The organism is Bacteriovorax sp. BAL6_X, from assembly GCF_000443995.1.
In the GTDB taxonomy this organism is placed as follows: Bacteria; Bdellovibrionota; Bacteriovoracia; order Bacteriovoracales; family Bacteriovoracaceae; genus Halobacteriovorax_A.
The window spans coordinates 448,361-467,197 of sequence record NZ_AUMC01000003.1 but is presented as its reverse complement, the minus strand read 5'-3'; the positions used below and the strand labels follow the sequence as shown (position 1 = coordinate 467,197).

Annotated in this window: 18 protein-coding genes; 4 read left to right on the top strand and 14 right to left on the bottom strand. The window is 36.9% G+C overall.

Features of this window, described 5'->3' with window-relative positions; genetic code table 11:
• The first annotated feature begins 99 nt into the window (after positions 1–99).
• The 3 genes from M902_RS02325 to M902_RS02315 all read left to right on the top strand — a co-directional run bounded on the left by M902_RS02325 (position 100) and on the right by M902_RS02315 (position 3,669).
• Positions 100–1,419: a thymidine phosphorylase gene (locus tag M902_RS02325; protein ID WP_021266379.1), complete on the top strand. Its 1,320-nt coding sequence runs from the start codon at positions 100–102 to the stop codon at positions 1,417–1,419.
• On the top strand, positions 1,419–2,243 hold the full coding sequence (locus M902_RS02320) for a purine-nucleoside phosphorylase (RefSeq protein ID WP_021265842.1): 825 nt from the start codon (positions 1,419–1,421) through the stop codon (positions 2,241–2,243). Before M902_RS02325 ends, M902_RS02320 begins: the two co-directional genes overlap by 1 nt.
• A gap of 97 nt (positions 2,244–2,340) precedes the next feature.
• On the top strand, positions 2,341–3,669 hold the full coding sequence (locus M902_RS02315; protein WP_021266309.1) for a PolC-type DNA polymerase III: 1,329 nt from the start codon (positions 2,341–2,343) through the stop codon (positions 3,667–3,669).
• Here M902_RS02315 and M902_RS02310 read toward each other — a convergent pair whose 3' ends face one another.
• The 6 genes from M902_RS02310 to M902_RS02285 all read right to left on the bottom strand — a co-directional run bounded on the left by M902_RS02310 (position 3,670) and on the right by M902_RS02285 (position 10,427).
• Positions 3,670–5,106, bottom strand: coding sequence for a histidine kinase dimerization/phospho-acceptor domain-containing protein (locus M902_RS02310; RefSeq protein WP_021266082.1), 1,437 nt, complete (start codon positions 5,104–5,106; stop codon positions 3,670–3,672).
• Entirely contained in the window at positions 5,106–6,404 is a 1,299-nt protein-coding gene (xseA, locus tag M902_RS02305) for an exodeoxyribonuclease VII large subunit (RefSeq protein WP_021266109.1), read from the bottom strand. Before xseA ends, M902_RS02310 begins: the two co-directional genes overlap by 1 nt.
• 75 nt (positions 6,405–6,479) lie before the next feature.
• The gene (locus tag M902_RS02300) at positions 6,480–7,817 is read right to left on the bottom strand and encodes a S41 family peptidase (RefSeq protein WP_021266191.1); all 1,338 of its coding nucleotides are present in this window, start codon (positions 7,815–7,817) and stop codon (positions 6,480–6,482) included.
• A gap of 14 nt (positions 7,818–7,831) precedes the next feature.
• Positions 7,832–8,884 (bottom strand): murein hydrolase activator EnvC, encoded by a 1,053-nt coding sequence (locus tag M902_RS02295; RefSeq protein ID WP_021266520.1) that lies wholly within the window; start codon positions 8,882–8,884, stop codon positions 7,832–7,834.
• Positions 8,869–9,666 (bottom strand): hypothetical protein, encoded by a 798-nt coding sequence (locus M902_RS02290; RefSeq protein WP_021265907.1) that lies wholly within the window; start codon positions 9,664–9,666, stop codon positions 8,869–8,871. Before M902_RS02290 ends, M902_RS02295 begins: the two co-directional genes overlap by 16 nt.
• Positions 9,654–10,427, bottom strand: a complete 774-nt coding sequence (locus M902_RS02285) for a cell division ATP-binding protein FtsE (RefSeq protein WP_156979693.1) — start codon at positions 10,425–10,427, stop codon at positions 9,654–9,656. Before M902_RS02285 ends, M902_RS02290 begins: the two co-directional genes overlap by 13 nt.
• Before the next feature lie 152 nt (positions 10,428–10,579).
• On the opposite strand from M902_RS02285, the gene M902_RS02280 reads away from it, so the two are divergent.
• On the top strand, positions 10,580–11,404 hold the full coding sequence (locus M902_RS02280; protein ID WP_021266018.1) for a hypothetical protein: 825 nt from the start codon (positions 10,580–10,582) through the stop codon (positions 11,402–11,404).
• Here the strand turns inward: M902_RS02280 and M902_RS02275 are convergent.
• The 8 genes from M902_RS02275 to M902_RS02245 all read right to left on the bottom strand — a co-directional run bounded on the left by M902_RS02275 (position 11,382) and on the right by M902_RS02245 (position 18,836).
• A complete protein-coding gene (locus M902_RS02275) occupies positions 11,382–12,812 on the bottom strand; it encodes an HD domain-containing protein (RefSeq protein WP_021266447.1) in 1,431 nt (476 codons plus the stop codon). The genes M902_RS02280 and M902_RS02275 overlap by 23 nt on opposite strands.
• 86 nt (positions 12,813–12,898) lie before the next feature.
• The gene (locus tag M902_RS16415; protein ID WP_021266323.1) at positions 12,899–13,069 is read right to left on the bottom strand and encodes a hypothetical protein; all 171 of its coding nucleotides are present in this window, start codon (positions 13,067–13,069) and stop codon (positions 12,899–12,901) included.
• Between the two features lie 56 nt (positions 13,070–13,125).
• Entirely contained in the window at positions 13,126–14,673 is a 1,548-nt protein-coding gene (locus tag M902_RS15660) for a sigma-54-dependent Fis family transcriptional regulator (protein WP_021265818.1), read from the bottom strand.
• A 130-nt stretch (positions 14,674–14,803) separates the two neighbouring features.
• Positions 14,804–16,126 (bottom strand): PD40 domain-containing protein, encoded by a 1,323-nt coding sequence (locus M902_RS02265; RefSeq protein WP_021265714.1) that lies wholly within the window; start codon positions 16,124–16,126, stop codon positions 14,804–14,806.
• Between the two features lie 8 nt (positions 16,127–16,134).
• On the bottom strand, positions 16,135–16,845 hold the full coding sequence (locus M902_RS02260; protein WP_021266272.1) for a TonB family protein: 711 nt from the start codon (positions 16,843–16,845) through the stop codon (positions 16,135–16,137).
• Positions 16,846–16,906: 61 nt separating this feature from the next.
• Positions 16,907–17,323 carry a biopolymer transporter ExbD gene (locus M902_RS02255; RefSeq protein ID WP_021266289.1) on the bottom strand — a complete coding sequence of 139 codons (417 nt, stop codon included), beginning with the start codon at positions 17,321–17,323 and terminating at the stop codon, positions 16,907–16,909.
• 14 nt (positions 17,324–17,337) lie between these two features.
• Positions 17,338–18,036, bottom strand: coding sequence for a MotA/TolQ/ExbB proton channel family protein (locus M902_RS02250; protein ID WP_021266061.1), 699 nt, complete (start codon positions 18,034–18,036; stop codon positions 17,338–17,340).
• Positions 18,036–18,836, bottom strand: coding sequence for a hypothetical protein (locus M902_RS02245; protein ID WP_021266145.1), 801 nt, complete (start codon positions 18,834–18,836; stop codon positions 18,036–18,038). The genes M902_RS02250 and M902_RS02245 overlap by 1 nt, the downstream gene beginning before the upstream one ends.
• Position 18,837 lies beyond the last annotated feature (1 nt).

Genomic DNA, 18,837 nt, shown 5'->3' with positions numbered 1-18,837 from the left:
GTGTCTATAATGACCCTTTTACTATTCTATACGCATAAGTAATTTGATGCAATAAATGCACAGAAATTATTAGGGAATTAAATTTTTAAAAGGAATACTATGTCGGAAAATTTTAGCGCATATCAGATCATCTCAAAAAAAAGAGATGGTAAAAAATTAACAGACGAAGAGATTAAGTGGTTCATTAATGGAATTACAAATGGTGATGTAGCCGATTATCAAATGTCTGCACTTCTTATGGCCATCTACTTAAATGGAATGAGTGTGAAAGAGACTGCAGCTCTAACAGATGCCATGCTCTACTCTGGAAAAACGCTAAAATTCAAAGGCGTGAACGTGATCGACAAGCACTCAACTGGTGGTGTTGGAGATAAGGCATCGTTCATTCTTGGACCAATTGCAACGGCATGTGGAGTAAAGGTTCCAATGATGGCCGGACGTGGTCTAGGCCACACAGGCGGAACAGTTGATAAAGTTGAATCGATTAAAGGGTTTAAGACATCACTAACGCTTGAACAATTTAAGAAACAACTTAATAAAGAAAAAATCGTACTTATCGGTCAAACAAAGGACATCGCTCCTGCTGACAAGATCATCTACGGCCTAAGAGATGTTACGGGTACAGTTGAATCAATCCCATTAATTACAGCTTCAATCATGAGTAAGAAATTAGCAGAAGGTGCTAATGGAATCGTTATGGATATTAAAGTTGGTGACGGTGCATTCATGGATAATATCAAGGATGCAAAAGCACTAGCAAAGAGTCTTCGTGATACTTCAAAACGTTTTGATAAGCGTATGATCACAATGATTACAGATATGAACCAACCACTTGGTCAGTATATTGGTAACTCACTTGAGATTATTGAATCAATTGAAACACTAAAAGGTAATGGCCCAAAAGACTTAACTGATATCAGTGTTAAGCTTGCTGGTGCCATGATCTATATTGCAGGAAAAGCAGACTCACTTAAAGAAGGTGAAAAGAAAGCTCAAGCTGTAATTGATAATGGAAAAGCTCTCAAAGTTTTCAAAAACCTTATAAAGGTTCAAGGCGGAGATGAGAAAGTATGTGATGACTACTCTCGCCTACCACTAGCAAAAGAGAAGACTGTATTTAGCGCAACTAAGAATGGTTATGTTTCAGCTATCGCTTGTAAGAATATGGGCCTTCACTGTGTAAGCCTTGGTGGTGGACGTGCAAAGGCAACTGATAAAATCGATTTTGGTGTTGGATTTGTTCTTAATAAGAAAGTTGGTGACAAGGTTTCTAAAGGTGAAGCTCTTGTTGAGATCTATCACAATAAAAACCAGAAGAAACAAGTTGAAGCTATCCTTGCTGACTTAAAGAAAGATATCAAAGTAACAACTGCTAAGCCTAAAGCAAGCAAGTTAATCTTTGATGTAAAGGAAATCTAATGCACGCGATATTTAAGAGACTAGAAGAATCAAAGAGCTATATTCAAAGCAAGTATGACAAAGCACCTGAAATTGGAGTGATCCTAGGTTCAGGACTTGGTGAATTTGCAAACCTTTTGGAAAACAAAGTTGAAATTCCATACGAAGAAATTCCAGGTTTTAAGAGGACAAAAGTTATTGGCCACAAAGGTCAGCTTGTTATGGGTGAACTTGGAGGAAAAGTTGTTGCAGTTATGCAAGGACGTATCCACCGCTATGAAGGCCACTCTCTTGATGAAGTTGTTTTCCCTGTTCGCGTTTTAAAAACTCTTGGAATCAAAAATCTAATCATCACAAATGCTGCTGGTGGAATCAATTTAGACTACAGCTCTGGCTCGCTTGTTCTAATTAAGGATCACCTAAACCTAACAGGCGAAAATTGTCTAGTTGGTGAAAATATTGAAGAACTAGGAACTCGTTTTCCAGATATGACATATGCATGGTCACCTGCTCTTCAAGAGATCGCTTATGCTTCGGCAAAGAATATTTCATATGATCTTAAAGAAGGTGTTTACGTTGGTGTTATGGGGCCAACTTATGAAACGCCTGCTGAAATTCGCATGTATCGTAACTTCGGTGGAGACCTTGTTGGAATGTCGACAGTACAAGAGTGTATTGCTGCAAACCACATGGGACTTGATGTTCTTGGTATCTCTTGTGTGACAAATATGGCCGCAGGAATTGAGAATACTAAACTAAATCACGATGATATTAAGCACGAGGCCGCACGTGTTATGAAGAAGTTCCTAGAGCTTCTTGAAGAAGTTATCTCAAATATCAAATAAAAAAATCATATTTTCTCCCTACCTCGGTGGGGAGATCTTTGCTATAATCTATTCAATACCTAACCACGAGTGAATACTCGGCTTTCATGGATTATTGATGGAAACATATTCTTCAAAGAAAATGCTAGCAGACATGAGCTTCTGCGTCTTCGATTTAGAGACAACTGGTGGAAACCAGAAAAAAGATAAAATCATTGAAATTGGCCTCGTCCAAATTGATAACCTGGAAGTAGGAGCGAAGAAAAGCTTCCTCATCAATCCAGAAAGAAAAATCCCAGACTTTATTCAAAAGCTAACTTCTATTACACAAGATGAAGTTGAAGACGCTCCAACAATTGATGCAGTTATTGATGAAGTTCTAGAGTTTATTGGTGACCGAGTTCTTATCGCTCACAACTCTTCATTTGATATTCCATTTTTAAATTCAGTGTTAGAAAGGCTTGGAAGAAAGCAACTTGAGAATAAAGGTCTATGTACAAACCTTATGACAAAGTATCTTATTCCAACTCTAATGAACTCGAATCTAAACTATATGTCGCGTATTTTTAATATCTCTCACCAAAAGGCACACCGTGCCCTTGATGATGCTATCGCGACGGCGCAACTCTTCTTAAACTATCTCAATATCTTTATTGAAAAAGACATTAAGAAGATCAATCATCTTTACTACCCTAAGAATCGCTACGAGCTTGATCTTTGTAACTTTAAAAAAGATACAAGTGAGCACGATGAGATTGTGGCAAAGATGAAAAAGATTTTTGCTCCTTTTGTTATTACAGTAAAAGGACAAAACGGAATCATCCTCTTCTCTTTTCCGTGCACGAATAAAGAAAATGAAATTCAATTCATTAGCGAGCGTATCAAAGATCTCGAATGGCAAACTATTTCCATTAAACTTAGTGGACCAATTCTTGAGGCCCTAATTCGCTTTAATCATTCATTTAATAAAATGGATGAAGCCGATCAAGAAGAGGCCATCACAATGCTTCGTCAAAATTTGATTGGAGACGGTACGAAAGAAGAACTAAAGGCCGAGTACAAAGAAGAGCTTCAAAAAATCAAGCAAGCTGACTTCGTTCTTATGAATCACCTTGTGCCAGAGCAATTTACAATCTACCCTCTTGGCGCCCTAGGCATTAGACAAGGACTAATCTTTCGCTACCCTGGTCACGACAAGAAACTAATTCAATATATCAATTCAAAGTCTAATCGCAAGAAAGCGCAGAAGCTTAAAGAAATTCACTTCCCTGAATTGCTACAAGACCTTGTTAATCTTTATATGGCAAAGAACCTACGCCAAGAGCGCGAACTTATGATTTTTAAGGATTCTTTTGCCCTAAAAAATAAGGACTTCTTCTTTACTCAACTTGATAAATTCATTGAGACCAATCCGAATAAGTATAATTATCCGGAAGCGTTTATTTAATTAGACCAAATTATAAATCACAATATCCTGCCCATGAATTTCAACCCGTGAATTTTCAAGTGCAAGTAAGTGGATAATTAAGCGGTTTAAGATCTTGCTCTTTTGTCCTTCGATATTGAGATTCTTTACCGTAAGAATGATGTCGTGTTCACTACGATAGAAGTTACAATCGATTGAGTTAGAGCTAGCATCAATTAAGAGTTCGTGATTTTTAAGCGTCATCATCTCACTTAGGATTAAGTAGAGAATGATTGGAAGACTCGCACCACTGATGGCATGTTCTTTGAGATCATTTGAAATTTTTGTTTGAATTGATATTCCCGATTCGATTTTTCGATTGCTCAGTAGAGAGATTGCCTGTTGAAGGATACTCTCAAATGTACTTTGACGACTTAGCTGATCATTGACCTTGGCAAAACCAAGAAAAGTATTGATTAGGCTCTTGCAACGATTTGCTGACGCCTTCATTTCATTTAAAATTGTTAAATCATCTTCTTCCCACTCTTCAAGCTCAAGCATGTTAATGGCCGCAAGAATTCCCGCAAGAGGATTATTGAGTTCGTGGGCAATGGAGCTTGTGATAATGCCAAGTTCAGAGTGAGACTTTGTATAATTGAATTCCTGCTTTACAAGGCAGATCGTTCTTAGATTTGAAGTCGTACTTGAGAGGATCTTATATTTTTGATCATCAATATCAATCCAACCGGACTCAAGATTTTTGATGAGATTATTTGGTGTGATTCCAAGCTTTAGAAAGTGGTCATTATGATAGTGTACGATACCATCATCACTAATGATAACAACTGGATAAGTTAGCTTGTTAATCAAGTCAGTCACACCAAGCTGTTCACTTGAGAGTTCTTCTTCATTTGCATTAATTAGTTGGATCACATTAGCAATGGCCAGAGCTGCCTTCTGGGCCTCTTCCTTCTCCCCTTTTATCGTAAGTAGATAATAAGAAGCTGTATCTTCAAAGCAGTAGTCTTCTTTAACAGGGTAAAGATGTGAATCGGCCTTATCGATTACCTTGATATTGAATTCATTTTTTACTTCTGAAATTTTAAAAAGTTCAGGAATGAAATTTTCGTCGTTGTCTTGGTATACCTTCTCAAGATAAAGGCCCGCAACTTCCATTTCATCGAGATCAGCACTGGCCATACTTGAGTTTAGTTTAAAAACTCTAGCAAGCTCTCTTTTAAAGTGCAGAAGCTCTTTAAGATTTTCAATCGTCTCAATTTCAATAATGTGATCATCTAATTTAACAATCAGAGGGATACTCGATTCAATTGAAAAATCGAAATCATAATCACTAGAGCTAAATCCAGAATAATTTAAATTGCGCTCTAGCTCTTCATCAATTTCGATATTTGAGTGATAGTAAAAATTTTGCTTAGGTGAATTTACTTCACTATCTTGAAACCCAAGAGATGCACTCACTAGTTAGCTCCCTTGTGAAGAGTCACCTTACCGTCAGCGTAGTGAATATCCACATCGACATTTTCAAGCTTTGCCATGTCTTTGGCAGAGCTAATGACCTTGTCACCAATCTGCGTGTAAGCATAGCCTCGAGTCAGAACGTTTTTTGGATTTAAGGCCCCTAGGATCTTCTCAAATTCCATATTCTTATTTTTATAATTCACAATTTTATTTTGAATAGCTTTCACAAGATCACGGCTTAGGCGATCTAGCTCAAATGTATATTCATAAAGAGAAAGGATCTGTTCTTTTCTCTTAATTAGATTTAGCTTTTCAAGCTCATGTTTATAATCTGAAATTTTCGATTTAAGAGCAATGAGGAAACTCTTCGGTGACGTTTCAGAAAGAATATCATAGCGACGACGAAGTTCCATATTCATGGCACCTTTTAAATCCTTACGAATGCGATTCATGTCAGAATCTAACGCCATAAATTTTTGAGTTAGAACTTCAGCTGCTGCCGAAGGTGTCTCCATTCTAAGATCGGCCACATAATCAGAAATCGTGAAGTCCACTTGGTGTCCAACGGCACTAATAGTTGGAATTGGACAATTATAGATATCCCAGGCCAGGGCCTCATCGTTGAATGCCCAAAGGTCTTCCATCGAACCACCACCACGAGTGAGAACGATAACATCTAGCATATCTTTGGTACGCCCCTCTTCTTTTGCCTTTAAATGATAAGCAATAAGTTTCTCAAGGGCCTTACGAATTGAAGCTGGAGCATTGACTCCTTGAACTAGGGCCGGAGAAAGAAGTACCTGATGATACTCAGATCGTCTTTGAGATACATTTAAGAAGTCTTGCAGGGCCGCGGCTCCCTTTGCCGTAATTACACCGATGCGTTTTGGCATCGTCGGAATTGGCTGCTTTGAACTCATATCAAAAAGGCCTTCGGCCTGTAGCTTCTTCTTTAGTAATTCAAATTGTTCCTGAAGGTCACCTTTTCCAGCAGGAACGATTCTCTTCACTATTAACTGAAAGGTACCGCGAGTTGGGTAAACAGAAACAGAGCCAGAGACAATAACTTTATCTCCTGCTCGAATATTTTTAATAATCGGATTTCTCATGGCATCCATTTTAAAGAGGGCCATTTGCATGAGGGCACTACCATCACCAAGAGAGAAATACCAATGTCCAGCACCAGAGGAGCTAAGGTTTGAAACCTCTCCTGTTACACTAATATTTTGGTAATTAGACTCGAGATTTTTCTTTATGTGATTAACGAGTTGTGAGACTGATGGGACTTTATTATTCATCCCTTTATGATGTTAAAAAAGGGACAAAGTGGGAAGACGAAGAGCGTCATCCCACTGTGATTTCAACTAGATATTTTAAAATTTATTGACTGCGTTTAGGAATTTAATCGCTTGCAGAACTTGGTAGTCCTTATCTGCTGCATACTTTCTGTGAACAGGTGATTCCTCTTTCTTTTTATTGATTTCCTTAGCTCTTTCAATTCTCTTTAGACGAGCTGCTTTTTCACGCTTAAGGCGGGCCTGCTTTTCTTCTTCTGTTTCAACTGTTGCTGTTAAGTGGTTTCTAAGATCAACTTCTCTTACCCCACCATCGTCATACATATGCTCTTCAACAAACTCTCCTTCAACCTGAGAAACTTGCACATCTGGCTTAATTCCAAGTGCCTGAATTTTTCGACCTTTTGGTGTCATATACTGAGCAATCGTAAGCTTGATACCCTGTTCTTCAGAAATTTGAGAAACAGTTTGTACACTTCCCTTTCCAAATGAGTTTGTTCCCACAATAAGGGCACGTTTATGGTCTTGTAGGGCACCTGCAACAATTTCTGAAGCTGAAGCACTTGAACCATTTATAAGAACAGCAAGAGGAATATCTAATTCTTTATGGCCACTCTTTTTTACGTAGCGAATTTCTTTATTCTTTGGATCGCGTCCTTCAGTTGAAACCACGACACCATCATTTAGAAAGATTGAAGAAAGGTTTACGGCCTCATTTAAAAGACCACCTGGATTTGATCGAAGGTCAAGAACAACACCTCTAAAATTCTTACCAAGTTTCTTCTTTTCTTTCTTAAGTGCTTTTACAACATAGGCCGAAGCATCTTTTTGGAATTGGCTTAAACGAATAACTGCATAATTATTTACAGCAAATGACTTAACAGGTTTTGTTTTAATCTTTTGGCGCTTTACCTTGAAGTTGCGAATATCTTTTTCGCCAGCTCTTAGGATACCTAGATTAATAACTGTTCCTAGCTCACCTTTCATACGATCAACTGCTTCATCTAGAGTAATACCAATTGTAGATTCATTGTTGATTTCAACAATTTTATCTCCAGGAAGTAGTCCTGCTTTCTCTGCTGGTGAATCCTCAATTGGAGTTGTGATGACAAGAACACCATCTTTTTGTGTTACTTCGATCCCGAGTCCACCGTACTCCCCGCTTGTGTCTTCTTGCATCTTCTTAAAGACTTCTTCATCTAAGAATGCAGAGTGAGGGTCAAGTGTTTGGAACATTCCTTTTAGTGCTCCATCAATGAGCTTATCAATATCAACCTTACGGTAGTAATTTGTTTCAATGATATGAATAACTTTATTGAAGAGTTCGAGTTTTTCGAAACGCGACTTCGTCGTTTCTTTTGCTTGTACAGGTGCTACAAATGCCGTCAGCATGAGAGCAACAAATAGCTTTTTCATTATTATTCCTAATTTTAAATATTAATTTTAGTATTAATTAATTGAGCTGTATTTTGAGCTGTATTTTTCTTTCTAATTTCAAAATAAACCTTACTTAGATTCCCCTTCTTAATTGAGAATCTCGTTTTAGCAACAGAAGAGCCAAGATCGACGGCCTGTCCCTTCTTTACACTTGAAGCAAAGTCTCCAAGATAAATACTACGGATATCATTTCCATGATCAACCATAATAACATTACCAACATTTGCAAGCGAGCCTACGTATTCAACCTTTCCGGCCTTTGTTGCATAGATTTCTTGTCCACTCTTAACAGTATAAGTTATCCCCTTCTTACCATTTTCAGTAGAGATATACTTCTTAACTGGAACAGCGAAGTTTGCAACGAGCTTAGTTGAAGTCCCCTTACTCTTTGCTTTTCTTGCTTTTAGTTTGGCTTGGGCCTTCTTCTTTGCTAAGCGCTGAGATTTTCTTATCTTACTATATTCTGATTTTAATTTTTCGTGATTTTCTTTTTCAGTTAAAAACTCTTGAACAGTTGAATTTTTACGAGTCTCAAGCTCTTGTAGTAATGTATAAAGTTCTCTTTCAATTTTTACTGTTTCAGTTAAACGAGTTCTAAGCTCAAAAGTTTTTTTCTTTAAATTTGTACAGTAATCGATCTTTGATTGAATTTCTTTCTTCTCATTCTTAAGTGATCTTAAGAGAAGCTGACTTTTGATAAGATCCTCATGTGTTGAGTTTTCCATATAGCTTAGGGCCACATGGCGAATTGTCTTCTTTACTCTCACCTTATCTGCTTCTAGATCAAAAAGTGATTGGTTAAGATTTTTTTCTAGTTCAAATATTTGATAATCAAGGTCTTGCCTAGATTTCATCGCCTGAAGGTAGTCTTCATTCTTAGTTTGAAGCTTTGTTTCAATAGACTGGATTGATTTCTTATAATTATCAATCTTAGTACGTGAGTCTGTAACCTTCCCCTTAATCGCCTTAAGACTTGGAGCGGCCTGCGCCTTCATTGAAACAGAAGAGATTAATAGTACTGTGAAAAGAACTAAGCTTTTTGCCATTCAAGTTTCCCGATCGTGTACCACGCAGAAGTTGTTAATAATGCTCCACTTACAATTAATGCAAATACTTCATTTGGTGAGAAGAATGCAAATGAAAGAGCACAACCAATTAGAATTGATGTAACGATATTTACTGTATACATTTTGAAAGCAACATTCTTCTTTCTTTGGAACTTTTCAACAAGATAAGAAACCTGCTTCAAGTTTCTTCTTATTGTCATAAATGCAACAACCCAAAAAAGAGAAAGAACCGTGATTAGAACTTGAAGAGGTCTCCTCTTTAGTTCTGTCATAACATTTTTCCACGATTGAGTATTTGAAATTTTCTTTCTAATGCTTCCAAGAACAACATTATCCTTACCAGTAAGACGTACTAAGTACTCTCTAATAAGATTTGTCGAACTCTCCGAAACTTTTTCATCTAAGATGATTTTTAGTCCCTTCATTGAAATAATTGATGTGATTTCATCTTTACCAAGTTCAAGAACGTCTTTAAGCTCGTTTGTCACGGCCATACTCTTTGTCGCACTAATGGCCTCAACACCCTTTACGCCAGGTAATCCCTTAATCTTTCTTGAAATACTATTTGTATTTAAGTCCCCATCGACAAGAGCATTGAAGTAATACTCATTTTGAATGGCCGGAAGTGCATTTGAAATCTTCTTCTTGAAACTGTCATAATTTGAAACAGAAATAACAAGAGAGATTGTTAAAAGAGAGAAAAGCGCTTGCCCAAAAAGATTGTTTTTTGTGAAACGAGCTAATTCTTTTAAATAAAACATGCATGCCCCGAGTGGATTAGACGAGAGTTATCTAAGTGGATAATACGTCCCGTGAAACGTTGAACTAATTCGCGATTGTGAGAGGCCCAAATAATTGTTGTTCCTCTTTTCGCATTATAGATATTTAATAAATCAAAAAGTCTTTTTGTATTATCAAAGTCTAGAGAGCTTGATGGCTCATCAGCAATAAATACATCTGGCTTAGCAAGCAGGGCGCGAATAATGGCAACCTTTTGTCTTAGTCCCCCATTAGCATCCTTGGCCTTAAGATTTACGCGATTTTTAATTCCTAGAATTTTAATTAGTTCGTTTAGATCGCTCTCAAATTCTTTACGAGAGCGGTAAACACTTGGATCAAATGCAAATTGTAAATTATCAATAAGACTCATATTTTCAATAAGTCTTAGATCTTGAAAAACTTGTGTTGTAAAAATGCGATCTTCAATTTTGATCGTTCCACCAGTTGGTGAAACATTTCCAGCGAGAACATTTAAAAGAGTTGTCTTCCCTGCTCCAGAAGCACCTGTAACAAAGACAATTTCACCTTTTCTGATTTGCAAATTAATATTGGAGATGGCCTTGATACCGTTGTAATCAACAGTGACATTTTCCAGGGTAAAATACATATTTGTATTCAAATTCTGGTTTCCAAATAAATTACTTGCTTGATTCGCGTAACTGCTTGAGATCATTGATATGAGTCCTTCATTTCTATATTCAAATCTTCCTAACTTGAATTGGGCAAAAATCCTCTTTGCCACTCTCTAATTTTATAACAAAATCAGATTTTAAGCAAAGGTAGATAAAAAGACCGACCACCTGCATCAAATAAGTAAATCTTAATATTTCAGCTGTTGATGGAAGCAAATTTTCTACGTAGAATCAGCTGCAAATCTGAAAAAGAGAGGTCAAAGTGCTTGAAAAAATTAATGGAAAGCAAATCGATGCTCACCTACTATCTTCCCTCTTACAAGATAGTAGTGTTGATGGAGACAGGGAAAGTAGAAATCTTTCATTTTATGACATCATCTATGTCATCGATACACCTGTCGATATTGGCCCTCGTTTTAAAACAAATAAAATTGACGAGGCCGGAGTCAATGTCACCCTGGCCTTTACAGATAAAGTTCTTTGTAATGAATATCTTGAGCAAAATAGTCGCATACGTGCAATCACTGTTGGTATGCTGTGTGGCGAGGTCGAGTCTAATTTCATTGAGGTCATTGGATTAAATCGAAATTCGTCAGGCCGCTTTGAAGAGTTCATTTTTGTGCCTCCCTATGACAAGCTAACTTGTCAGTATATTCTCTCCCCTCGTGACGAAACGATATCTCTCTTATCAATTGATAATGAATCTCATCGCTTTATGGGAGTTGAAGCAACTTTCTTTTCTATTACGAATAAGACCATGGTTACTTTTGGGCAAGGACAAAGAGATGAGTACCTCAATAATCTCATTGAGAATTTAAGCTTTATCATTCCTCGTATTCCTCAAAGAAGAGGGAGTGCAAATATCATCTGCCTACTTTTAAATCTAGAAAATTCGATTGAAGAAAAGGCGTTTGTGAGGGACTACCCAACATTTGAGGGCTATACAGAAGTGCTCTTTGTAAACTCTAACCTCGAGCTACTCACAGGAAACCTAACGAGAATCGAATACGATGGGGCAAGTTTAGAAGGTATCTACTTACCCCTAATCGAAAGGGCCAAAAAACTTAAATCACACCTTGCTCTTTAAGTAATTTATATGCTCCGTCAGAGCAGAAGCAATTTGGCGTGTAACTCATTGTATTTGAAAGTTTTGAAATGATTGAATTTTCAACATCAGCTAGTAGTTTAACTTGCCCATCATCTAAACGAATCTTAACTGGATCTCTTTCTAAGAGAAGATTAGCAAGTGTTGTCTTCTTTGCAAGTTCTCTTGGACTCTTAACAAAGATAATTTTCTTCTTAGGAATATCTGGAATAACCCAATCAGCATCACTTCCCTTCTCTTTCACAAAGTTAACAATGTCATTGGCCTTATTACTTGTCTTTTTAAAGAGCTTGTCATTAAAACCAATATTATCTTGTTCAAGAAGAGACTGTGAGAAGTCACTCGTATCAATATTCTTTGCACCATGACGAAGAAGAAGGATACGTGCCATATCTTTAATATCTGCATATTTATCGAATTGGCCATCGACAAGTAGCTTGTGAATTGTATTCATAAAGTATGAATCATTAAAACCGTAAAAGCGCATTGGATCATTGCTGATAATATCAAGTAAATCACTATAGCGATAAATATGGCCTTTCTCTAGCATGTGGTAACAAAGGGCATCTGCAATGGCATCATACTTTGATCCACGTGGTGATCGAATTACCTGTGAGTACCAAGCAAAGCGCGCGCTTAAAAAGTCTTCAACACAGTGAAGAGCATTTTCTTTAATTGCTAAAATATCATGACCTGCAACTTTCTCTGTCGTGAAATGGTGTAGAAGATATTCTCTATCGTAAGTTCCATATTTAAGACCTGTATAGTGAGCATCTCTTAAAAGATAGTCCATGCGGTCACAGTCAATTTCCGAGTGAAGAATTTGATTGGCAAGAATTGACGAGTGCGTACCCTTAACAAGGTCAGAAACTTCCTGTGGATCAATTCCATGATCTTTTAGAATTCGAGTAAGTCCACCTTCGTAGTCAGTATTCTTAATAATGAAAGAGCCAAGGTTTTCATGATCGTCTTGTAAGCCTTTGCCACCTTTCTTATTTGTCGTCTCCCCTATTTTGATATAGGCCATCTCTGTAGTGTGAGAAAAACAGAATGTTCCAATATCGTGAAGAAGGGCCGAGACGCGAATGGCCTGATGATATTTGGCCTCTTTTGTCTTTTGAACTTTTTGAAATAATTCACCATCTTCCACACCGCGGCCAACTGACCTTAGAATATGGTGAGCATTATTTAGTACACCAATTGAGTGGCCGTAGCGAGAGTGCTCTGCTCCGTGAAAGACGTAGAATGAAAATCCTAATTGTTTAATCCAGCGCAGCCTTTGAAAGAATGGGCTGTGAATGATCTCCATCTCAAGTGGAGTTAAGTCGATGAATCCATATAATGGATCATAAACTTTTAGACCTAATTTAGCGTTTGAGACAACTTCCATGTTGATCCTTTGGTATATATAAGAAAGCCCGTTAATTAACGGGCATCTTATATTTTATAATGAATTTGTTGATAGTTACAAGAGAGTTAAGACTTTTTCTTTCTTCCTCTTTTCTTTACAGGAGTTGTAGCGACTTTTAACGCTTCAAAAATTTTCTTCGCTTCACTTCTTAAGTTATTTTCATAAATAAAGCGGTAGAAGTTCTCTAAATCTGGTGAACTTCTGAAGTTCTTTGGTAGTCTATTGTCTTCTGACATGGGCTCTCCTTTTAGACTGTCATAATAACTTCAAAATTACGCTTTATCAATTTTCTTTAAGCTTCTTTTGCTTCAATCATACCGTAGCTGTGCAGCTTGTTATAAAGAGTCTTAACTGTAATCCCAAGAACTTTAGCAGTCTTAGTCTTATTACCACCTAAGTGATCTAGAGTTTGGCAGATGTGCTCTCTTTCGATTTCACCTAGCGTCATTTCTCTAAACACTCTGATTTCTTCTTTTTCTTCAGAGATTTCAGCTTGCTCAACTTTGATGCTATCAGCAAGGTGATCTCTTTCAACAATCATTCCTGGAGATAGAACATATGCTCTCTCCATGATTGAGTGAAGTTCTCTTACGTTTCCTGGCCAGTTGTAATCTTCAAGAAGCTTAACAACACCTGGAGACATCGACTTTTGAGCTTCTGGTAACTTTCCTAGGTTTAGGAAGTGGTTAGCTAGAATTTCAATATCTGACTTTCTTTCTCTTAGTGAAGGAATCCTTAAACCAATTGTTGATAGGTTGTAGAATAGATCTTCTCTAAAAGTACCTTGAGCAACACTTTCTTTCATATTGATTGAAGAAGCTGCAATAATTCTTACGTTTGATCTTAGTTTTTCATGAGTACCAACTCTTGAGTAAGCAAGGTCGTTGATAAAGCTCATTAGTCTCGCCTGTACTTTAACTGGCATTTTATCAATATTGTTGATGAAGATTGTTCCACCGTTAGCTGCTTCTAGAGCACCCTTCTTAATTCTGAAACCTCTTACAGCATCAACTTCTTCTTTCCCGAAAATTTCTGACTCAAGGTACTCATCGTTACCCATTGAGCAGTCTACTACGATGAAAGCGTGATTCTTTCTTTCTGAACGACAGTGAATTCTTCTAGCGATCATCTCTTTACCAACACCAGTCTCACCTGCCATATAAGAGTTAACATCTGATGCAGCTACACGATCAACTGCAACTAGAAGCTCTTGCATAATTTCTGACTTACCGATGATTTCTTTCTCTTGAGTTGTTGAACGAGAAAGAGTTACACCTGGTACAGAATTCTTTAGTTCATTTTCTTTTTCTTCGATCTTCTGCTTAAGTGACTCATTTAGGAACTTAGCAGATAGGTACATTTTCATATTCTTAAGTGGCTTTTGGATAGCATTTAAGCTATCGATAACCATATTAATGTCTTCTTTCTTAAAGTTAACTTCTTCGCTATTTCCTTTGAAAGAAATAGTACCGATAATTACACCGTCGATAATCATTGGAACACACAGTTCAGAGTGAGAAGCTTCTGTTTTTGTCGAAGCAAATAGAGGATCTCTTTGTACGTTGTTTGAGAAGTAAGCACGCTTAGTTTTGATTACGTGTCCTACAGCACCTAGACCTTTTGAAATTCTCTGTGCGTTCTTTACAGCGCGAGCATTCTTAGCAACCATGCGACAGCTTCCGTCTTCATGTGCAATATTTACGATGATTTCATCACAAACGATTTCTGACTTAAAGAATTTTGATAGTTCAGAAAAGAAAACCTGCTCATCTAAAGTCGTAAGAAGTGTAGACAGTAGATTTTCAATTTTTGTTGATTCTTTTTTCATTTCGATTGTCATGCGTAAACTCCCGTGTATTTTTCAATGCGTATTCTGCAAAGCGTTAAACTAAACTCATGATACAGCGCGTCTGAATTTTTTACAAGACTAAAACACTCGGTTGTTCAAAAAAAATATACTTTTACTGTGATTATAACGACTTAAGCCATCTACCACTTGTACACTTTCCAAAATTTGAGGTCAGTGGGCCTAGGATTTTGCCCCAAGTGTCCATAATATAGACACTTTGAGTGGCCCTCGATTGTGAAAGAACCCTCAAACTTGTAAAAATAATGAACTGTCCATCTTTTGAATACTCTGGATCCTCATTTGAACCGAAATCCTTCGTTAGACGATGAAGGTTTTGGCCATCCGATCCTACTTTAAAGAGGTCAAAGCGATTATCTAACCAGCTTGAGAAAACAATTTCTGAAGCACTTGGGTGAAAACGTGGAGTGGCGTTGTACTTACCAACGTAGCTAATACGCTTAACATCCTTCTCTAAACCATTTGGATCCATTGTATAGATCATAGGCTTTCCTGGGCGTCCAGATAGAAATGTTAGGATTGAGCCGTCGGCACTTAAGGATGGATCAACATCGGGAGCATAGCTTTTCGTTAGGCGTGTAATTGCACGAGTCTTTAAGTTCATGCGATATAATTCCGCATTACCTTGATGTGAAAGAGTTAAAATGATTTCATCACCATTATTAGTAAAGATAGCACCAGAGTTTAGGCCCTTTCTCTTAGATAGTACTGTCGATTTCTTTGTGGCCACATCATAGAGCATTAGATTTACATTCTTCTTTGCGCCCTTAACAGACTCATCAATCAGACTGTAAACAATCTTTGAGCCATCATGTGATACAGCAGGAGAAAGAACAACACCATTGTGCCATGTTAGTCTCTTTGGGTTTGCCCCATCAAAGTCCATGATAAAAAGCTCTTTCTTTCCATCTGGCATCTTATAATCAGAAACAAAGACTATCTTATCTTTAAAGATTGAGGGCTTCCCGACAATGGCGCGGTAGATTTCATCTGATACTGCGTGAATGGCCGCTCGATTATTAGCATCATATGGAATTGTTTTTGAAATAAGCTCTTGCTCGGCCGCAATATTCCAAAGCTTATAAGAGAGAGATGTTTGTGTTGCGGTTCTTACAATTTTAAAACGAACTAAGAAATTAGTTTCTTTCGTTTTGTAATTCGTAAATCGTACATTATCAAAAGAAGTCTGCGAGATACGACGAGGTAGAACATTAAAGTAATTCTGATAGAATTTAAAATCGTTTCGTACGATATTAATATAATTCTCAGACTCCTCAACTTCATTAGGAGTAAAGACTCCCTCTGAAAAAATCTTTTCCACTAGTAAACTTTCTTTAACAACTTCAGCATCCCCTACAGAGACAACAGTCAGACCACCATCAGCAACAACGTTTAAACATATAAGTAATAATACTAAATACTTCATAAAAACTCCTATATAGGAAAGGCAAGAACGAGTTCTCCGGCCACTAGCCTATTAGTAATTTCTTTTTTCGGACGAGGAAATGATCCAACAGCGCGAATTGATCCCACTGCCTTACTATCATATTCCGCGTTCCCACTCGATTTTATAATTTTATATTCTAATAATTTTCCCTGCGAATTAATGAAAACCTGAACATGACAAGATAACTCAAGGTTTGCTAGATAGGCCGGAAGTCTCCAGTGCTTACGAACAGCTTCCATCACAGAGATAACATAATTATCAAAGTCCCCCTGGGCCTGGGCACTACCAGTGCCAGTATAAGAAGAACCATCACTTAACTTATTTCCTGCAGCAATAATATTGCTATAGTCTGTTGTGTCTTCAGTAATCTTTTTTGGTCTAGCCTTTTGTTTTGTTTTTGTATCTGTTTTCACATTGCGATTAGCAAACTTAGATAGCATATCCTTTAAAGACTTTTGCTGAGTTGCCTTCTCAAGAATTGCCTTATCACTTCCACCAGTATCCTTGGCTTTCTCCTTAACCACTTCTACTTGCTCTTTTGGAGGAGTCATTTTTTTAAGTTCTTGATAAGTCATCTTAGGCATCGCCACAACATCAACCTTAATGGCCTTTCCTATAACACGAACCTTATCGAGATTGGCCCTCTTTGGATCAAAAGGTGTCCCAAGTTTAAAGATCGATAGAAGATACAGTCCCAAAATTAGGACAGCATGTGCTCCTAATGAGATAGAAATGTATTTGTTAAAACTCTTTTCGATACTACTTATCCTCTAGCTCTGTAACCAGAGCGATATCATTTATATTATTTGATTTTAAATAAGACATTAATTTAGCAACTTTACCGTACTCTAGCTGGTAGTCTGCTCTTAGAAATAGAGTCTGTGACTTCGTTTCTTTTAGCTTATTTGAAACAACAGCAATAAGTTCAGTTAGTAGAATTTTATCCTTACCCACATAGAACTCTTCAGAGTTAGTAAAACTAAGAACAACTTGGGAAGAGCTTAAGCTCATCACATTAACTTCCTTAGTCTTTGGTAAAGTCAATTCAATCCCATTTAACATCAAGGGCGCTGTAATCATGAAGATAACAAGTAGAACTAACATAACATCAACAAGTGGTGTTACGTTAATCTCTGATACCGGTCCATCTCCATTGCCACCAGAATTCATACCCATAACTAACCCCTAAATTATGATTTTGAAGAAATATATCTTTCAACTTCATTGATAAATTGATTACCAAAGATATGAAGTTGCTCTTTAAGTTTATTTCTTCTTTGTCCAAATTTATTAAAATACCAAGTTGCAGGAATTGCAGCCACTAGACCTACAGCAGTCGCAACAAGTGCTTCGGCAATCCCCGGAGCAACAGTTTCAAGTGTTGCACCACCACTAGCAAGGCCTGAAAATGAATCAATGATCCCCCAAACGGTTCCAAATAAACCTACGAATGGTGTAATTGAACCGATTGATGCCAAAGTTGTTAATCCATTGCTCATTTGCTGATCAACTTCTACTGCTTCGTTTGATAAAGCACGCTCCATTGATTGATTAGCAATTGAAGAATAATGCTCTTTAATAAGTCCATAATCTTCGCCTAGAGCAATTTCTGTTTTCTTAAGCTCTCGGTAACCAGAAAGAAATAACTTCTTCAACGGACTATCTTCAATTGTCTGAGCATCATGATATGCTTCTTCAAGGGAGGCCACTCCGCTAAAGAAGTTTTTAAATTCACTATTGGCCTTTTCAGTTTTATTAAAAAGTGATCTCTTTTGGAAAATGATCGTCCATGAAAGCACTGATGCTAATATTAAAAGAAGTAAGTCTAATTTTACGACAATACTTGAGTCTAAGAGGATTTGGAAAATATCTAAGTTATGACCTTCCACTATACTTCTCCTTGCTTTTTTAAAATATATGAATATGCGGATGTAACAATTAATAAACTTATAGCTGGAACCAAAAGATTACCAAGCTTTGAAAAAAATATTGAGTAATATGTACCCCATAATGGATCGTGACCCAAGAAGGCAAAAAGAGGTACAAAAACAATTGAAATAAAAATCATACCTTTAAGTACGGAATAATTAAATAAATAGAGATGAGCATAAGCTAAGTAAAATAAAAACATATGACCTATTTCTAAACTTGTATTCCTTGGAAATAAAACCAATAGGGAAAGATACAAGAGAGAGCCCTCTATTAAAATACGAAAAACCTTTCCTACACGTCTCGACTTTAAAAAAATTTTTGAATTTAAGAACTCAAAAAAGAAAAATGTAAAAATAAGTACATTATGAACAACTAGTTGCCAGAAGCTGAATTGCACATTTTCCATATGAGACGGACGACTAAAGAAAATAAATACAATGAGTGTTCCAAGTGAGATTAAATAAGTTGGAATGTTAACACTATTGTACCAGTCAAAAGATAACTGGCCTTTAATATCTCTAAACTTCATATCTGAGAAGAAGTAAATTGAAACAAGGTATCCTAAAATTCTTGCAGTAACCAGCACTTGCCAAGAGAAATCGTATAGCCAATTCTCAACAATGATAAGCTTATGACCTAGCCTAAAGTGAAAGAACGTAATAATTGAGACAAGAATAAAGTAAATAATCCAATATATTATTGTCGAAGTGGCATACTTTGCCAGATAAATAGATTTTTCTTTGGCGAATAACTTCATA